This is a genomic window from Variovorax sp. J2P1-31 (genome assembly GCF_030317215.1).
Classification (GTDB): Bacteria; Pseudomonadota; Gammaproteobacteria; order Burkholderiales; family Burkholderiaceae_C; genus Variovorax.
Genome location: NZ_JASZYA010000001.1, coordinates 1183674 through 1201682 on the forward strand (window position 1 = coordinate 1183674; position 18009 = coordinate 1201682).

The 18009-nt window shown below is 67.5% G+C and carries 16 protein-coding genes; 12 read left to right on the top strand and 4 right to left on the bottom strand.

The window, feature by feature from the left end:
• The first annotated feature begins 1 nt into the window (after position 1).
• The 5 genes from meaB to QTI20_RS05460 all read left to right on the top strand — a co-directional run bounded on the left by meaB (position 2) and on the right by QTI20_RS05460 (position 6332).
• Positions 2-1066 (top strand): methylmalonyl Co-A mutase-associated GTPase MeaB, encoded by a 1065-nt coding sequence (gene meaB, locus QTI20_RS05440; RefSeq protein WP_286574157.1) that lies wholly within the window; start codon positions 2-4, stop codon positions 1064-1066.
• 40 nt (positions 1067-1106) lie between these two features.
• Complete coding sequence (locus QTI20_RS05445) at positions 1107-2639, top strand: acyl-CoA carboxylase subunit beta (protein ID WP_183027623.1); 1533 nt, start codon at positions 1107-1109, stop codon at positions 2637-2639.
• Between the two features lie 125 nt (positions 2640-2764).
• Positions 2765-4813, top strand: coding sequence for an acetyl-CoA carboxylase biotin carboxylase subunit (locus tag QTI20_RS05450; RefSeq protein WP_286549521.1), 2049 nt, complete (start codon positions 2765-2767; stop codon positions 4811-4813).
• Positions 4813-5844 (top strand): biotin synthase BioB, encoded by a 1032-nt coding sequence (bioB, locus tag QTI20_RS05455; RefSeq protein ID WP_286549519.1) that lies wholly within the window; start codon positions 4813-4815, stop codon positions 5842-5844. Before QTI20_RS05450 ends, bioB begins: the two co-directional genes overlap by 1 nt.
• Positions 5841-6332 carry a VOC family protein gene (locus tag QTI20_RS05460; protein WP_286549517.1) on the top strand — a complete coding sequence of 164 codons (492 nt, stop codon included), beginning with the start codon at positions 5841-5843 and terminating at the stop codon, positions 6330-6332. Before bioB ends, QTI20_RS05460 begins: the two co-directional genes overlap by 4 nt.
• A 34-nt stretch (positions 6333-6366) precedes the next feature.
• On the opposite strand, the gene QTI20_RS05465 is transcribed toward QTI20_RS05460, so the two are convergent.
• From QTI20_RS05465 to QTI20_RS05480, 4 genes are all read right to left on the bottom strand, one after another.
• Positions 6367-7008 carry a LysE family translocator gene (locus tag QTI20_RS05465; protein WP_286549515.1) on the bottom strand — a complete coding sequence of 214 codons (642 nt, stop codon included), beginning with the start codon at positions 7006-7008 and terminating at the stop codon, positions 6367-6369.
• Positions 7005-7631: an RnfABCDGE type electron transport complex subunit B gene (locus QTI20_RS05470; protein WP_286549513.1), complete on the bottom strand. Its 627-nt coding sequence runs from the start codon at positions 7629-7631 to the stop codon at positions 7005-7007. The genes QTI20_RS05465 and QTI20_RS05470 overlap by 4 nt, the downstream gene beginning before the upstream one ends.
• A gap of 16 nt (positions 7632-7647) precedes the next feature.
• Entirely contained in the window at positions 7648-9144 is a 1497-nt protein-coding gene (locus QTI20_RS05475; protein WP_286549511.1) for a polyhydroxyalkanoate depolymerase, read from the bottom strand.
• Positions 9145-9239: 95 nt separating this feature from the next.
• Positions 9240-10436 carry an amino acid aminotransferase gene (locus QTI20_RS05480; RefSeq protein WP_286549507.1) on the bottom strand — a complete coding sequence of 399 codons (1197 nt, stop codon included), beginning with the start codon at positions 10434-10436 and terminating at the stop codon, positions 9240-9242.
• 136 nt (positions 10437-10572) lie between these two features.
• Between QTI20_RS05480 and uvrB the strand changes: the two genes are divergently transcribed.
• The 7 genes from uvrB to hscA all read left to right on the top strand — a co-directional run bounded on the left by uvrB (position 10573) and on the right by hscA (position 18007).
• Positions 10573-12684: an excinuclease ABC subunit UvrB gene (gene uvrB, locus QTI20_RS05485; protein WP_286549505.1), complete on the top strand. Its 2112-nt coding sequence runs from the start codon at positions 10573-10575 to the stop codon at positions 12682-12684.
• A 189-nt stretch (positions 12685-12873) separates the two neighbouring features.
• The gene (gene iscR / locus QTI20_RS05490; protein WP_140842281.1) at positions 12874-13410 is read left to right on the top strand and encodes a Fe-S cluster assembly transcriptional regulator IscR; all 537 of its coding nucleotides are present in this window, start codon (positions 12874-12876) and stop codon (positions 13408-13410) included.
• Between the two features lie 77 nt (positions 13411-13487).
• Positions 13488-14708, top strand: a complete 1221-nt coding sequence (locus QTI20_RS05495) for an IscS subfamily cysteine desulfurase (protein ID WP_286549503.1) — start codon at positions 13488-13490, stop codon at positions 14706-14708.
• A 34-nt stretch (positions 14709-14742) separates the two neighbouring features.
• On the top strand, positions 14743-15156 hold the full coding sequence (gene iscU, locus QTI20_RS05500; protein ID WP_286549501.1) for a Fe-S cluster assembly scaffold IscU: 414 nt from the start codon (positions 14743-14745) through the stop codon (positions 15154-15156).
• A 1-nt stretch (position 15157) separates the two neighbouring features.
• Positions 15158-15481: an iron-sulfur cluster assembly protein IscA gene (gene iscA, locus QTI20_RS05505; protein WP_183027613.1), complete on the top strand. Its 324-nt coding sequence runs from the start codon at positions 15158-15160 to the stop codon at positions 15479-15481.
• A gap of 137 nt (positions 15482-15618) precedes the next feature.
• The gene (hscB, locus tag QTI20_RS05510; protein ID WP_286549498.1) at positions 15619-16137 is read left to right on the top strand and encodes a Fe-S protein assembly co-chaperone HscB; all 519 of its coding nucleotides are present in this window, start codon (positions 15619-15621) and stop codon (positions 16135-16137) included.
• Positions 16138-16141: 4 nt separating this feature from the next.
• Positions 16142-18007: a Fe-S protein assembly chaperone HscA gene (gene hscA, locus QTI20_RS05515; protein WP_286549496.1), complete on the top strand. Its 1866-nt coding sequence runs from the start codon at positions 16142-16144 to the stop codon at positions 18005-18007.
• The last annotated feature ends 2 nt before the right edge of the window (positions 18008-18009 follow it).

The following is an 18009-nucleotide window of genomic DNA, read 5'->3' on the forward strand; positions in this document are numbered from 1 at the left end:
GATGGCGGTGGTTCCAACTTCCGTCACGGCCGAGGGGCTGCTGGCGGCCCAGGGTCCGTTGCAGCGGCGCGCGATCGCCAAGGCCATCACGCTGCTCGAATCGACCCGGGCCGACCATCGCCTGCTGGCCGACGAACTGCTGACCGCGCTGCTGCCGCACACCGGCCGCTCCTTCCGACTCGGCATCTCCGGCGTGCCCGGCGTGGGCAAGTCGACCTTCATCGAGACGCTGGGCCTGTTCCTGATCGAGCAGGGCCATCGCGTCGCGGTGCTGACCATCGACCCGTCCTCCACCGTCTCCGGCGGCTCGATCCTGGGCGACAAGACGCGCATGGAGCGGCTGTCGGTGCACGAGCAGGCTTACATCCGGCCCAGCCCGTCGAGCGGCACGCTGGGCGGCGTGGCCGAGAAGACGCGCGAGGCCATGCTGGTCTGCGAGGCCGCGGGCTACGACGTGGTGATCGTCGAGACCGTGGGCGTGGGCCAGAGCGAGACCGCGGTGGCCGGCATGACCGACATGTTCGTGCTCATGCAGCTGCCCAACGCCGGCGACGACCTGCAGGCCATCAAGAAGGGCGTGATGGAGATCGCCGACCTGGTGGTCATCAACAAGGCCGACCTCGACCGCGACGCCGCCACGCGCGCCCAGGCGCAGATCACCTCGGCGCTGCGCCTGTTCGGCCACCATGGCAACCCGGCGCATGCCGAAGCCATGAAGGCCGCCCATGCCGCGCCCGGTTCGCCCGATGCCGAGATCCGCTTCTGGCAGCCGCAGGTGATGCAGCTCAGTGCCTTGCTCGGCACCGGCGTCGATGCCTTCTGGGCCGCGGTCACGCGCTTCCGCCAGCTGCAATCCGCCAACGGCAAGCTCGAGACGCGGCGCGAGAAGCAGGCGCTGTCGTGGATGTGGGAACGCATCGACGCCGGCCTCAAGCAGGCCTTCCGCCAGCATCCGCGGGTGCGCGAGCTGCTGCCCGACACCCTGGCCCAGGTCGCCGCGGGCCAGCTGCCCGCATCGACCGCCGCCCGCAACCTGCTCGCCGCGCAAGCGACGCGGGCTTCCTGATTCCCATCGCTCTTCCGATTCATCTTCACGATCGAACGCCATGAAAGAAATCCTCGAACAACTCGAAAAAAGACGCGCCCAGGCGCGCCTCGGCGGTGGCCAGAAACGCATCGACGCCCAGCACAAGAAGGGCAAGCTCACGGCGCGCGAGCGCATCGAGCTGCTGCTCGACGACAACACCTTCGAAGAGTGGGACATGTTCGTCGAGCACCGCTCGACCGACTTCGGCATGGCCGACAACAAGATCCCCGGCGACGGCGTGGTCACCGGCTACGGCATGATCAACGGCCGCCTGGTCTTCATCTTCAGCCAGGACTTCACGGTCTTCGGCGGCGCGCTCAGCGAAGCGCATGCCGAGAAGATCTGCAAGGTGATGGACCAGGCCATGAAGGTCGGCGCACCGGTCATCGGCCTCAACGATTCGGGCGGCGCCCGCATCCAGGAGGGCGTGGCCTCGCTGGGCGGCTATGCCGACGTGTTCCAGCGCAACGTGATGGCCTCGGGCGTGGTGCCGCAGATCAGCATGATCATGGGCCCCTGCGCGGGCGGCGCGGTGTACTCGCCGGCCATGACCGACTTCATCTTCATGGTGCGCGACAGCTCCTACATGTTCGTGACCGGCCCCGAGGTGGTGAAGACCGTGACGCACGAGGACGTGACGGCCGAGGAGCTGGGCGGCGCGCTCACGCACACCACCAAGAGCGGCGTGGCCGACATGGCCTTCGAGAACGACGTCGAGGCGCTGATGATGCTGCGCCGGCTCTACAACTACCTGCCGCTCAACAACCGCGAGAAGCCGCCCGTGCGCCCCAGCGGCGACCCGGCCGACCGCGCCGACCTGTCGCTCGACACGCTGGTGCCCGACAACCCGAACAAGCCCTACGACATGAAGGAGCTGATCGGCAAGGTGGTCGACGACGGCGACTTCTTCGAACTGCAGCCCGACTACGCGAAGAACATCGTGATCGGCTTCGCGCGCATGGAAGGCCAGAGCGTGGGCATCGTCGCCAACCAGCCGCTGGTGCTGGCCGGCTGCCTGGACATCAAGAGCTCGATCAAGGCGGCGCGCTTCGTGCGCTTCTGCGATGCCTTCAACATCCCGGTCGTGACCTTCGTCGACGTGCCCGGCTTCATGCCCGGCACCAGCCAGGAGTACGGCGGCATCATCAAGCACGGCGCCAAGCTGCTCTACGCGTATGCCGAGTGCACCGTCCCCAAGATCACCGTGATCACGCGCAAGGCCTACGGCGGCGCCTACGACGTGATGGCCTCGAAGCACCTGCGCGGCGACGTCAACCTCGCCTGGCCGCGCGCCGAGATCGCGGTGATGGGCGCCAAGGGCGCGGTCGAGATCATCTTCCGCGAGGACAAGAACGACCCCGAGAAGCTCGCGGCCCGCGAAGCCGAGTACAAGGCCCGCTTCGCCAACCCCTACGTGGCCAGCACGCGCGGCTACATCGACGACGTGATCCTGCCGAGCGAGACGCGCAAGCGCATCTGCCGCTCGCTGGTCATGCTGCGCGAGAAGAAGCTCGAGAACCCGTGGCGCAAGCACGGGAACATCCCACTGTAAAGGCTCGCCCCCAGTCTTCGCGCACTTCGTGTCGCTTCGCCAACCCCCTACCGGGGGCAACACCAGCGGCCCGGCAAAGCCGGTTCCGCGGTGTTTCCCGAACAGACTTTCTGACGGACAGAACCATGTTTAAAAAAATACTGATTGCGAACCGCGGCGAGATCGCTTGCCGCGTGATCAAGACCGCCAAAAAGATGGGCATCCTCACGGTGGCCGTCTATTCCGATGCCGACAAGGACGCGCGCCATGTCGAGCTGGCCGACGAGGCGGTGCACATCGGCGGCTCGGCCAGCCGCGACAGCTACCTGCAGGCCGATCGCATCATCGCCGCCTGCAAGAAGACCGGCGCCGAGGCCGTGCACCCGGGCTACGGCTTCCTGTCGGAGAACGAGGCCTTCGCGCGCAAGGTCGAGGAAGAGGGCATCGTCTTCATCGGGCCCAAGCACTATTCGATCGCCGCGATGGGCGACAAGATCGCCTCGAAGAAGCTCGCGAACGAGGCCCAGGTCAACACCATTCCGGGCTGGAACGAGGCCATCGAATCGGCCGAGCGCGCGGTCGAGATCGCGCGCGACATCGGCTACCCGGTGATGATCAAGGCCTCGGCCGGCGGTGGCGGCAAGGGCCTGCGCGTGGCGCACGACGACAAGGAAGCGCTCGAGGGCTTCACCGCCTGCCGCAACGAGGCGCGCAACTCCTTCGGCGACGACCGCGTCTTCATCGAGAAGTTCGTGGTCGAGCCGCGCCACATCGAGATCCAGGTGCTGGGCGATTCGCAGGGCAACGTGATCTACCTCAACGAGCGCGAGTGCTCGATCCAGCGCCGCCACCAGAAGGTGATCGAGGAGGCGCCGTCGCCCTTCATCTCCGAGGCCACGCGCAAGGCGATGGGCGAGCAGGCGGTGGCGCTGGCCAAGGCCGTGAAGTACCAGAGCGCGGGCACGGTGGAGTTCGTGGTCGGCAAGGACCAGAGCTTCTACTTTCTCGAGATGAACACCCGGCTTCAGGTGGAGCATCCGGTGACCGAGTGCATCACCGGCCTCGACCTGGTCGAGCTGATGATCCGCGTGGCGGCCGGCGAGGCGCTGCCGCTGGCGCAGGCCGACGTGAAGCGTGAGGGCTGGGCCATCGAGTGCCGGATCAACGCCGAAGACCCGTTCCGCAACTTCCTGCCCTCGACCGGCCGGCTGGTGAAGTTCCAGCCGCCCAAGGAGAGCATGTTCTCGGCCGACACCGAGCACCTGTACGGCGTGCGGGTCGACACCGGCGTCTACGACGGCGGCGAGATCCCGATGTTCTACGACTCGATGATCGCCAAGCTGATCGTGCACGGCAAGGACCGCGCACATGCGATCGCGCTGATGCGCGAGGCGCTCAACGGCTTCGTGATCCGCGGCGTCAGCAGCAACATCCCGTTCCAGGCGGCGCTGCTCGCGCATCCGAAGTTCGTCTCGGGCGATTTCAACACCGGCTTCATCGCCGAGCACTACGGCAAGGGCTTCCATGCGGAAGACGTGCCGCATGCCGATCCGGCCTTCCTGGTGGCGCTGGCGGCCTATGTGCACCGCCGCTACCGCGCGCGTGCCTCGGGCATCAGCGGCCAGCTCGAGGGCCACGGCGTGAAGGTGGGCGAGCAGTTCGTGGTGGTGGAACTGGGCGCGGACGGCCGGAACGTGCAGCACCCGGTCTCGGTGACCGACTTCCATGGCAAGACCGGCGCCAGCGCGGTGGCCGTGGGCGACAAGCACTACAAGATCGACAGCGGCTTCGCGCTGGGCGCGATCCGGGTCGAGGGCATCGTCAACGACAAGCCCTTCGTGGCCCAGGTCGAGCGCGGCGCGGGCAAGAACCCGCTGGCGCTGCGCATCTCGCACAACGGCACGCAGATCGAGGCCATGGTGCTGTCGCCGCTGGGCGCGCGCCTGCAGCAGCTGATGCCCTATAAGGCGCCGCCGGACCTGAGCAAGTTCCTGATGTCGCCGATGCCGGGCCTGCTGGTCGAGGTGTCGGTGCAACCGGGCCAGCATGTGCAGGCCGGCGAGAAGCTGGCGGTGATCGAGGCGATGAAGATGGAGAACGTGCTGTTCGCCACGCAGGACGGCGTGGTCGGCAAGATCTCCGCGGCCAAGGGCGAATCGCTGGCGGTCGACCAGGTCATCATGGATTTCGTCTGATGGGAGCGAACGACATGAACCATGCCGTCACGCTGCACCGCCCGGTGGCGCCCGTCGCTGCGCCGACCGCCGCCCGCTGGTCGGTCGAGGCCGTGCAGGCATTGCTCGACAAGCCCTTCATGGAATTGCTGTTCGAGGCGCAGACCGTGCACCGCCGTCATTTCCCCGAAGGCGACATCGAGCTGGCCACGCTGCTGTCGGTCAAGACCGGCGGCTGCCCCGAGAACTGCGGCTACTGCCCGCAGGCGGCCGAGTTCGACACCGGCGTCAAGGCGCAGAAGCTGATGGAGGTCGACGAGGTGGTGCGCGCCGCGCAGGCCGCCAAGGACGCCGGCGCCACGCGCTTCTGCATGGGCGCGGCCTGGCGCGCGCCCAAGGACCGCGACGTGGAGAAGGTCGCGGTGCTGGTCGAGGCGGTCAAGGGCCTGGGCCTGCAGACCTGCGCCACGCTGGGCATGCTCGAGCCGCACCACGCCGAGCAGCTCAAGAACGCCGGCCTCGACTACTACAACCACAACCTCGACACCGCGCCCGAGTACTACGCCGACGTGGTGGGCACGCGCACCTACCAGGACCGGCTCAACACGCTGGCCCATGTGCGCGCGGCCGGCATCAGCGTGTGCTGCGGCGGCATCATCGGCATGGGCGAGACGCCGGTGCACCGCGCCGGCCTGATCGCGCAGCTGGCCAACATGGCGCCGTACCCCGAGTCGGTGCCGATCAACAGCCTGGTGCGCGTGCCCGGCACGCCGCTGGCCGATGCCGACCCGGTCGACCCGCTGGATTTCGTGCGCGTGATCGCGGTCGCGCGCATCACCATGCCGACCGCGCGCGTGCGCCTGTCGGCCGGCCGCCAGCAGCTGGGCGACGCTGTGCAGGCGCTGTGCTTCATGGCCGGCGCGAATTCGATCTTCTACGGCGACAAGCTGCTGGTCACCGGCAACCCCGATGTCGAGGCCGACGTGCAGCTGCTGCGCAAGCTGGGCCTGAAGGCGCGCCAGGTGGCCGCCACCCACGGAGAGCACGCATGAGCACCCGTCCCTTCAAGGTGCTGGGCATCCAGCAGATCGCCATCGGCGGGCCCGACAAGCTGCGGCTGCAGAAGCTCTGGGTCGAGATGCTGGGGCTGGAGGTCACGGGCACCTTCCGCAGCGAGCGCGAGAACGTCGACGAGGACATCTGCGCGATGGGCGTGGGCCCGTTCAAGGTCGAGGTCGACCTGATGCAGCCGCTCGACCCCGACAAGAAGCCCGCGGTGCACACCACGCCGCTCAACCACGTGGGCCTGTGGATCGACGACCTGCCCCGGGCCGTCGAATGGCTCACGGCCCAGGGCGTGCGCTTTGCGCCGGGCGGCATCCGCAAGGGCGCGGCCGGCTTCGACATCTGCTTCCTGCACCCAAAGGCGAACGACGAATTCCCGATCGCGGGGGAGGGCGTGCTGATCGAGATGGTGCAGGCGCCGCCCCAGGTGGTGACGGCCTTCGCGGCGCTGGCGGCCGGCCGTCCGGCACCCTGAACCCGTTCGACGACGGGCGCCGCGCGCGGTGTCGTCAGGCGCCGGGCCGGCGCCACACGGCCAGGGTCGCGGCGAGCAGCCACATGCCGGCCGCGCAGCCGCGGTTCAGGGCCTTCACGCCCCGCTGCGAGAGAAAGCGCACGGCCTGCGTGCCGGCGCCGGCATAGGCCAGCATCACGCAGGTGTCGAGCACCACGAACACCGCGCCCAGCAGCAGGTACTGCGGACCCTGCGGCTTCGCGATGTCGACGAACTGCGGCAGGAAGGCGGCGAAGAACAGCACGGTCTTCGGGTTCGACAGCGCCACCGCCAGGCTGCGCAGCAGCGCGATGCGGCCGTGCGGGCGGACTTCGTGCGGCGACCTGCTGGCCAGCGCGGCGCCCAGGTCGGTCGCCTCGCTGCGCCAGAGCTTGACGCCCAGCCAGACGAGGTAGGCCACGCCGGCGATGCGGATCGCGTTGAAAAGCCATTCCGAAGCCGCGAGCAGCGAGCCGAGCCCGAGGGCGACGACCGCGATCAGCGTGATGCTGCCGAGCGATGCGCCTGCGATGCCCCAGCTCGCGCGGCGCATGCCGCCCTCGATGCCGTTGGACAGCGCCAGCAGCATCGTCGGGCCCGGAATCAGGGCCAATGCCAGCGATGCGACGGCGTAGAGGAGCAGGGTGTCGAGGCTCATGGCTTCGTCGCCTGGGTGCGTTGCTGCGAGGCGGCACGGGCGCGCGCCAGCGCGGCCTCGACGATGGCGCGCTTGCGGTCCACCGGGGCGGCCGCCGGGTCCGGGGCTGGCGCGGGCTCGGCCTTCGGCTTCTGAAGACGGGCCTGGTGCAGCGCGTAGCGACCGAGCGCCGCATCGGCCTGCGTCTTCGACCAGGCGGCCCAGCCGGTGCGGCCGGGCGTGGCATCCTCGAGCGCGATGCAGTCCACCGGGCAGACCGGAATGCACAGCTCGCAGCCCGTGCAATGGGCCTCGATCACGGTGTGCATGCGCTTGTTCATGCCGACGATGGCGTCGGTGGGGCAGGCATCGAGGCACAGCGTGCAGCCGATGCACCAGGCCTCGTCGATGACCGCCATGGCGCGCGGGCCCTCGGTGCCGAACTGCGCATCGAGCGGCCGCAGCGGCCGGCCGGTGAGTTGCGCCAGCCGCGCGACACCTTCGGCGCCGCCGGGCGGGCACTGGTTGATGGCGGCTTCGCCCTCGGCCACGGCCTGGGCGTAGCCCGCGCAATCCGGATAGCCGCACCGCGTGCACTGCGTCTGGGGCAGTGCGTCGTGGATGCGTGCGGCGAGTCCGTTCACGAGGGCAAGGCGCCGCTCAGCGCGCGGCGCCGGCGCCGGCCTTCTTACGTGCTGCGGGCTTCTTCTTCGCCGCTGCGACGGGTGCCGCGACCGGAGCCGCCACGGCCGCCTTGGCCACGGCTTTCCTGGCCACGACCTTCTTGGCGACGGCCTTCCTGGCCGCCGGCGGGGCCGCGGTCACCGGCTTGGCCACGTCTTCGGCCGCGAGCAGCGTCTCGTCGACCGGCAATGCTTCGCCCGCACGGCTCTGCGGCGCGTCGTTGGCCGCGATGAATTTCTGCACCTTGGGGTAGACCAGTTCGCGCCAGCGGCGGCCGCTGAAGATGCCGTAGTGGCCGGCACCCTTGACCTCGTAGTGCTCACGCTTGCCGTCGTCGATGCCGGTGCACAGTTCGTGCGCGGCCTCGGTCTGGCCCGAGCCCGAGATGTCGTCGAGTTCGCCTTCGACCGTGAGCATGGCGGTGCCGCGGATGTCCTGCGGCTTGACGCGCTCGACCGCGCCGTCGGCCGCCTTGACGTCCCAGGTGCCTTCGACCAGCAGGAAGTCCTGGAACACCGTGCGGATGGTCTCGAGGTAGTAGTCGGCGTCCATGTCGAGCACCGCGTTGTACTCGTCGTAGAACTTGCGGTGCGCTTCGGCGCTGGCGTCGTCGCCCTTGATCAGGTCCTTGAAGTAGTCGTAGTGGCTGGTCGCATGCCGGTCGGGGTTCATCGCGACGAAGCCGGTGTGCTGCAGGAAGCCGGGGTACACGCGGCGGCCGGCACCGGGGAAGTTCTCGGGCACGCGGTAGATCACGTTGTTCTCGAACCACTCGAAGCTCTTGTTGGTCGCGAGGTTGTTGACCGAGGTCGGCGACTTGCGGGCATCGATGGGGCCGCCCATCATGGTCATCGACAGCGGCGTCTGTTCGCCGCGGCTGGCCATCAGCGAGATCGCCGCCAGCACCGGCACGGTGGGCTGGCACACGCTGATCACGTGGCAGTTGCCGTATTCGGCCTGCAGGTGGCGGATGAAGTCCTCGACGTAGTGGATGTAGTCGTCGAGATGGAATTCGCCCTCGGAGGTGGGCACCGTGCGGGCGTTCTTCCAGTCGGTGATGTAGACCTTGTGGTCCTGCAGCATGGTGCGCACGGTGTCGCGCAGCAGGGTGGCGTAGTGGCCCGACAGCGGCGCCACGATCAGCACAACCGGCTGCTTCTTGAGCTTCTGCAGGGTTTCGGGCTTGTCGGTGAAGCGCTTGAAGCGCCGCAGCTGGCAGAAGGGCTTGTCGAGCTCGACCGCCTCCTGGATCACCACGTCGGTGCCGTCGACCTTGACCGAGGTGATGCCGAATTCCGGCTTCTCGTAGTCCTTGCCCAGCCGGTAGAGCAGGTCGTAGCCGGCGGCCATGCGCTGCGCGAGCGGCGTGTGCGACAGCGGCGTGCCGTTGCTGTAGAGCTTGGCCGCGGCCTGGGCGAAGTCGGTCAGCGGTTCCATCAGGGACCGCTGGGCTTCGTAGAGGTGGTAGAGCATCGTGATCCCTGTCGTTGATTGCTGCAGTGCAATATATCAACTTGGCACGACGCGCGTGTAGGGGCCTGCCCCTACACGTGCGTTTCCCTCGCCCGTCAGATCACCTTGGCGATGCTCTGGCAGACGTAGTCGATGTTCTTGCTGTTGAGCGCGGCCACGCACATGCGGCCGGTGTCGGTGCCGTAGACGCCGAATTCGTTGCGCAGGCGGACCATCTGGTCCTTGCTCAGGCCCGAGTAGCTGAACATGCCGATCTGGGTGGTGATGAAGCTCATGTCCTGCTGCACGCCGGCGGCCTTGAGGCCGTCGACCAGGGTCTGGCGCATGGCCTTGATGCGGGTGCGCATCTCGGCCAGTTCCTTCTCCCAGACCGCGCGGCGGGCCGGGTCGTTGAGCACGGCCGCGACCACGGCGCCGCCATGGATCGGCGGGTTGCTGTAGTTGGTGCGGATCGTGATCTTGAGCTGCGACAGCACGCGCGCGGCCTGGTCCTTGTCCTCGCACAGCACCGACAGCGCGCCCACGCGTTCGCCGTAGAGGCTGAAGCTCTTGGAGAAGGAGGTCGAGACGAAGAAGCTCAGGCCGGCGGCGACGAACTTGCCGATCACGGCGCCGTCCTCCTCGATGCCGTTGCCGAAGCCCTGGTAGGCCATGTCGAGGAAGGTGACGAGGTTCTTCGCCTTGACCGCCGCGACCACCTGGTCCCACTGGGCCGGGGTGATGTCGTAGCCGGTCGGGTTGTGGCAGCAGGCGTGCAGCACGACCACCGTGCCGGCCGGGGCGGCGTTGAGCGCGCCCAGCATGCCTTCGAAGTTCACGCCGCGCTTGGCCGCGTCGTAGTAGGGGTAGCTTTCGACCACGAAGCCGGCGTTGGTGAACAGCGCGCGGTGGTTTTCCCAGCTCGGGTCGCTGATCAGCACCTTGGCGTCGGGGTTGAGCTTCTTGAGGAAGTCGGCGCCGACCTTCAGGCCGCCCGTGCCGCCGATGGCCTGGATGGTCGCCACGCGGCCGGACTTGACCGGTTCGCTGTCGGCGCCGAAGACCAGGCCCTTGACCGCGCTGTCGTAGGCGGCGATGCCGTCGATGGGCAGGTAGCCGCGGGCGCTGGGCGCCTTCATCATGTCCTGCTCCACCGCCTGAACGCAGGCCAGGAGCGGCAGCTTGCCGTTGTCGTCGTAGTACACGCCGACGCCGAGATTGACCTTGTTGGGGTTGCTGTCGGCGGCATATTGCTCGTTGAGACCCAGGATGGGATCGCGCGGCGCCATCTCGACGGCGGTGAACATAGACATGAAGAAGTCCTCAGGATGAATCGGTTCGCCGGCGGTTCGGGAAGCAAACCGCCTCTGGCTCTGGGCCCGAAGCTGTATTAGGCTTTCAGGTTGCCTTGAATTTTACCGACCGTACGCCACCTGGGACGGACACGCCATGCCCGAAATTTCCGAAGTCAGCTCCAAATCCCCCCACGCCGACCCCGTGGGACCCGCCAAGGAGGGGACTTTCATCTCCTATCCGGGCTCGCCATTCGAGCTGTTCCAGCCCTATCCGCCGGCCGGCGACCAGCCCGCGGCCATCGAGCAGCTGGTCGAGGGCGTGGAAAACGGCGAGGTGTTCCAGACCCTGCTGGGCGTGACCGGCTCCGGCAAGACCTTCACCATGGCCAACGTGATCGCGCGCATGGGCCGCCCGGCGATCGTGTTCGCGCCCAACAAGACGCTGGCCGCGCAGCTGTACAGCGAGTTCCGCGAGTTCTTCCCCAAGAACGCGGTCGAGTACTTCGTGAGCTATTACGACTACTACCAGCCCGAGGCCTACGTGCCCCAGCGCGACCTGTTCATCGAGAAGGACAGCTCGATCAACGAGCACATCGAGCAGATGCGGCTGTCGGCCACCAAGAGCGTGCTCGAGCGGCGCGACACGGTGATCGTGGCCACGGTGAGCGCGATCTACGGCATCGGCACGCCCGAGGACTACACCCAGATGCGCTTCATCATGCGCACGGGCGACAAGATCGGCCAGCGCGACGTGATCGGCCGGCTGATCCGCATGCAGTACATGCGCAACGAACAGGATTTCTCGCGCGGCACCTTCCGCGTGCGCGGCGACACCATCGACGTGTTCCCGGCCGAGCACAGCGAGCTGGCGATCCGGATCGAGCTGTTCGACGACGAGATCGAGACGCTGCAGCTCTTCGATCCGCTGACCGGGCGCATCCGGCAGAAGATCCCTCGCTTCACGGTCTACCCGTCGAGCCACTACGTGACGCCGCGCGACAAGGTCATGACCGCGGTCGAGACCATCAAGTTGGAGCTGGTCGACCGCGTCAAGGAATTCGTCGGCCAGGGCAAGCTGGTCGAGGCGCAGCGGCTCGAGCAGCGCACCCGCTTCGACCTCGAGATGCTGGCCGAGATCGGCCACTGCAAGGGCATTGAGAACTACTCGCGCCACCTCTCGGGCGCGGCGCCCGGCGACCCGCCCGCGACGCTGACCGACTACCTGCCCAAGGACGCGCTGATGTTCCTCGACGAGAGCCATCAGATGATCGGCCAGCTCGGCGGCATGTACAACGGCGACCGGGCGCGCAAGACCACGCTGGTCGAGTACGGCTTCCGGCTGCCCTCGGCCATGGACAACCGGCCGCTCAAGTTCGAGGAGTTCGAGAAGCGGATGCGCCAGTGCATCTTCGTCTCGGCCACGCCGGCGCAGTACGAGAAGGACAACTCCGGCAATGTGGTCGAGCAGCTGGTGCGCCCGACCGGGCTGATCGACCCCATCGTCGAGGTCCGGCCCGCCACCCACCAGGTCGACGACGTGCTGGGCGAGATCCGCATCCGCGTCGAGAAGAACGAGCGCGTGCTGATCACCACGCTGACCAAGCGCATGGCCGAGCAGCTGACCGACTACCTGGGCGACAACGGCGTGAAGGTGCGCTACCTGCACAGCGACGTCGACACGGTGGAGCGGGTCGAGATCCTGCGCGACCTGCGGCTGGGCGCCTTCGACGTGCTGGTGGGCATCAACCTGCTGCGCGAGGGGCTGGACATCCCGGAGGTGTCGCTGGTGGCGATCCTCGACGCCGACAAGGAAGGCTTCCTGCGCGCCGAGCGTTCGCTGATCCAGACCATCGGCCGCGCGGCGCGCAACCTCAACGGCAAGGCGATCCTCTACGCCGACCGCATGACGGATTCGATGACGAAGGCGATCGGCGAGACCGAGCGCCGGCGCACCAAGCAGATCGCCCACAACGAGGCGAACGGCATCACGCCGCGCAGCATCGTCAAGAAGGTGCGCGATTTGATCGACGGCGTCTACAGCGAGAAGACCGGCAAGGAAATGGCCAAGCTGGAACTGGAGCGCGCCAAGGTCGAGGACATGAGCGAGAAGGACGTGGCGCGCGAGATCAAGCGGCTCGAGAAGCTCATGCTAGAGCACGCCCGCAACCTCGAATTCGAGAAGGCGGCGCGGGTGCGCGACCAGCTCTCGGTGCTGCGCGAACAGGCCTTCGGCGCCTCGGGCGGCGACCACATCCCGCCGGCCTGAACCGGTCTCGGGTTTACCCGAGCGCGACGGAGGGCTTTCTGCTATACTTGAGCGAAACAGTCAACAACAAGAAAAACTTCGCGATGAAGGACCGGTTCGCACCTCGCGGTGACGGGTCGGCAAGGGCGGAGACCACGCCACCGGGCTTCGGCTTCGGTGTCTATGTTACGAGCACACAAGGAGCTTGCGATGCGTCTCACTACCAAAGGTCGTTTTGCGGTCACCGCCATGATCGATCTGGCCCTGCGCCAGAACACAGGGCCGGTCACGCTGGCGGCCATCAGCCAGCGCCAGCAGATCTCGCTGTCCTACCTGGAACAGCTGTTCGGCAAGCTGCGCCGGCATGAGCTGGTCGAGTCCACCCGCGGCCCCGGCGGCGGTTACAGCCTGGGCCGCAAGGCGGCCGACATCACCGTGGCCGACATCATCGTGTCGGTCGACGAGCCCATCGATGCCACGCATTGCGGCGGCAAGGAAAACTGCCTGGGCGAAGCCGGCCGTTGCATGACGCACGAGCTCTGGGCCTCGCTCAACCAGCGCATGGTCGAGTTCCTCGACTCCGTCACCTTGCAGAAGCTGGTCGACGACCAGATCGCCAAGGGCGTGCAGATCGAGAACAAGCCCGCGATCAAGCGCGCCATCTCGAGCCAGCCGGTCGTCAAGCCCATCCGCGTGAACGCGCCGAATTCGGTGTTCGCGCTGGGCAACGTGTTTGCCAAGTCGTGATGAAGGGCGGCGCCTTCGGGTGCTGCATCCCCGCATCGCCTGAGATCAACAACATTCCCACGCAGTCTGAGTGAGCCATGGACGTCACCCCGCATTTCCCCATCTATCTTGACTACGGCGCGACCACGCCGGTCGACCCGCGCGTCGTCGACGCGATGATCCCGTGGCTGCGCGAGCACTTCGGCAATCCCGCTTCGCGCAGCCATGCGTGGGGCTGGGAAGCCGAGGAGGCCGTCGAGAAGGCCCGCGACCAGGTCGCCGAGCTGATCGGTGCGGATCCGCGCGAGATCGTCTGGACCAGCGGCGCGACCGAGTCGATCAACCTGGCCCTGAAGGGTGCCGCCCAGTTCTACAAGGGCAAGGGCAAGCACCTCATCACGCTCAAGACCGAACACAAGGCCGTGCTGGACACCATGCGCGAGCTGGAGCGTGTCGGCTTCGAAGTGACCTACCTCGATGTCAAGGAAGACGGCCTGGTCGACATGGAGGCCCTGAAGGCCGCCATCCGCCCGGACACCGTGCTGATCAGCATCCTGTTCGTCAACAACGAGATCGGTGTCATCCAGGACATCCCCGGCATCGGCGCGCTGTGCCGCGAGAAGGGCATCCTGTTCCACGTCGACGCGGCGCAAGCCACCGGCCGTGTCGAGATCGACGTCAAGACCCTGCCCATCGACCTGATGAGCATGACCGCGCACAAGACCTACGGCCCCAAGGGCGTCGGTGCCCTGTATGTGCGCCGCAAGCCGCGCGTGCGCCTGGAAGCGCAGATCCACGGTGGCGGCCACGAACGCGGCATGCGTTCGGGCACCCTGCCCACGCACCAGATCGTCGGCATGGGCGAAGCCTTCCGCATCATCAAGCTCGAGATGAACGAGGTGAATGCCAAGGCCGCGGTCCTGCAGAAACGTCTGCTAGATGGCTTGAAGGACATCGAACAGGTCTTCATCAACGGCAGCGTGGAGCACCGTGTGCCGCAGAACCTGAACATCAGCTTCAACTACGTCGAAGGCGAGTCGCTGATCATGGGCATCAAGGGCCTGGCGGTGTCGTCGGGCTCGGCCTGCACCTCGGCCAGCCTCGAACCCAGCTACGTGCTGCGCGCCCTGGGCCGCAGCGACGAGCTGGCGCACAGCAGCCTGCGCATGACCATCGGCCGTTTCACGACCGAGGAAGAGATCGACTACGCGATCTCGACCATCAAGCACAACGTCGCCAAGCTGCGCGAACTCAGCCCGCTGTGGGAGATGTTCAAGGACGGCATCGACATCAGCACGATCCAGTGGTCGGCCCACTGAACGTTCTTCCCAACATTTCGAAAAGAGGTACCCCATGGCTTACTCCTCCAAGGTCATCGACCACTATGAAAATCCCCGCAACGTCGGTTCCTTCGAAAAGGGCGACGATTCGGTGGGCACCGGCATGGTCGGCGCACCGGCCTGCGGCGACGTGATGAAGCTGCAGATCAAGGTCAACCCCGAAACCGGCGTGATCGAAGACGCGCGCTTCAAGACCTACGGCTGCGGCTCGGCCATCGCCTCGTCCTCGCTCGTGACCGAATGGGTCAAGGGCAAGACGCTCGACGAAGCGGCGGCACTGAAGAACGCGCAGATCGCCGAAGAGCTGGCGCTGCCGCCGGTCAAGATCCATTGCTCGATCCTGGCCGAGGACGCGATCAAGGCCGCGGTCAACGACTACAAGCAGAAGCACGCCGTCGGCGCTGCGGCTGCCGAAGCGGTTCACTGACATGGCCGTGACGCTCACCGAGGCCGCCGCGCGCCACGTCAACCGATACCTCGGCAAACGAGGCAAGGGCGTGGGCGTGCGGCTGGGCGTCAAGACCACGGGCTGCTCGGGCCTGGCCTACAAGCTCGAGTACGTGGACGAGTTCACGCCCGAGGACGTGGTCTTCGAGGACCAGGGCGTGAAGGTGCTGGTCGACCCGAAGAGCCTGGCCTACATCGACGGCACGCAGCTCGACTTCGTGCGCGAAGGCCTCAACGAGGGCTTCAAGTTCAACAACCCCAACGAGCGTGATCGCTGCGGTTGCGGAGAGAGTTTCAGGATCTAGTCCACCCCGAAGCGGCTCACTTCGCGTGGCTGCCTCCCCCTCAAGGGGGCAACACCAGCGGCCCGGCAAAGCCGGTTCCGCGGTGTTTCTGGAATGAACAACGCCGCCGCCTCATTTGGCGGCGGCATTTTTTTGCGATGAACCTCAACGACACCGACTTCGAGCTGTTCGCCGTCCCGGCGACCTTTGCCCAGGACCGCGGCGCGCTCGACGCGCGCTGGAAGGAACTGCAGCGCGAGGCGCATCCCGACCGCTTCGCTGCCCAGGGCGCCGCGGCGCAGCGCGTGGCCATGCAGTGGTCGGTGCGCATCAACGAGGCCTACCAGCGACTCAAGGACCCGATCCGCCGCGCCAGCTACCTCTGCGAACTGCACGATGCGCCGCTGAACGCCGAGAACAACACGGCCATGCCGGCGGCCTTCCTGATGCAGCAGATGGAATGGCGCGAGGCGCTCGACGAGGTCGGCGACCTGGCCGGGCTGGAGGCGCTGCAGGCCGAGGTCGAAACCGGCCGCGCGCGCGCGCTGTCCTCGCTCGACTGGCTGATCGACGAGAAGGGCGACTACCCGGCTGCCGCGCAGCAGGTGAGAGCCCTCATGTTCATTGAGCGCTTCGGGCAGGATGTCGAAAGCAAATTCGATCAATTGGGACAATAGCGGCATGGCTCTTCTTCAGATTTCCGAACCCGGCCAGGCGCCCGATCCGCACCAGCGCCGCATCGCCGTGGGCATCGACCTGGGCACCACGCATTCGCTGGTGGCCTCGGTGCGCAACGGCGTGGCCGAGTGCCTGCCCGACGAGCAGGGCCGCGTGCTGCTGCCCTCGGCCGTGCGCTACCTCCAGAACGACCGCCGCCAGATCGGCTTCGATGCCCTGGCCGCGCGCGCGCAGGACCCGGCCAACACCATCACCTCGGTCAAGCGGCTCATGGGCCGCGGCCTGGCCGACATCGCGAACCGCGACGACATGTCCTACCGCATCGGTGGCAGCGACGCCGGCATGGTGACGGTGCAGACGCTCGCGGGCGAGAAGTCGCCGGTCGAGATCAGCGCCGAGATCCTGGCCACGCTGCGCTACCGCGCGCAGGACACCTTCGACGACGACGAGCTCTACGGCGCGGTCATCACCGTGCCCGCCTACTTCGACGAGGGCCAGCGCCAGGCCACCAAGGACGCCGCGCAGCTGGCCGGCCTCAACGTGCTGCGCCTGATCAGCGAGCCCACGGCCGCGGCCATCGCCTACGGCCTGGACAACGCGAGCGAGGGCGTCTACGCGGTCTACGACCTGGGCGGTGGCACCTTCGACATCTCGATCCTGCGGCTCACGCAGGGCGTGTTCGAGGTGATCGCCACGGGCGGCGATTCCGCGCTGGGCGGCGACGACTACGACCACGCGCTGGCCGACTTCGTGCGCGCGCAGACCGGCGTGCAGGTCGGCAGCGACGCCGACAAGGCCTCGCTGCTGGTGGCCGCGCGTGCCGCCAAGGAAGCGCTGACCGAATCGACCTCCACCACCTTCAGCGCCGAGGTGGCGGGCCAGCCGGTCACGTTCGCGCTGAGCCGCGCGCAGTTCGATGCCGCCACCCAGGCGCTCACCGAACGCACCATCGCCGCCGTGCGCAAGGCGCTGCGCGATGCAAAGCTCAAGCCCGATGCCCTGCAGGGCATCGTGCTGGTCGGCGGCTCCACCCGCATGCCGCAGGTGCGCAGCGCGGTGGCCGCGTTCTTCGGCCGCGAGCCGCTGGTCAACCTGAACCCCGACGAGGTGGTGGCGCTGGGCGCGGCGATCCAGGCCAACCAGCTGGCCGGCAACAGCAGCACCGGCGACCTGCTGCTGCTCGACGTGATCCCGCTGTCGCTGGGCATCGAGACCATGGGCGGGCTGGTCGAGCGCATCGTGCCGCGCAACCAGACCATCCCCACCGCGATGGCGCAGGACTTCACCACCTACCAGGACGGCCAGACCGCGCTGGCGCTGCACGTGGTGCAGGGCGAGCGCGACCTGGTCGCCGACTGCCGCAGCTTGGCGCGCTTCACGCTGCGCGGCATTCCGCCCATGGCCGCGGGCGCGGCGCGCATCCGCGTGACCTTCACCGTCGACGCCGATGGCCTGCTGAGCGTGAGCGCGAAGGAGCAGGGCAGCGGCGTCGAGGCCAGCGTGGCCGTCAAGCCCTCGTATGGGCTGTCCGACGACCAGGTCGCGACCATGCTGCGCGAGAGCTTCTCGACCGCGCAGCAGGACATGCAGGCGCGCGCGCTGGTCGAGGCGCGGGTCGATGCCGACCGCATGCTGCTCGCCACGCAGAGCGCGCTCAATGCCGACGGCGACCTGCTGTCCGGGGCCGAGCGCGCGGCCATCGATGCGCTGATGAGCGCACTGCGCGGCACGCTGGCCACCGCCACCGAGGCGGCCGTGGTCGAGGCCGCCACCAAGGCGCTGGCCGACGGCACCGAGGCCTTCGCGGCAGAGCGCATGAACCAGGGCATCGCGCGCGCGCTGTCCGGACGCAAGGTCGAATCCCTCTAGAA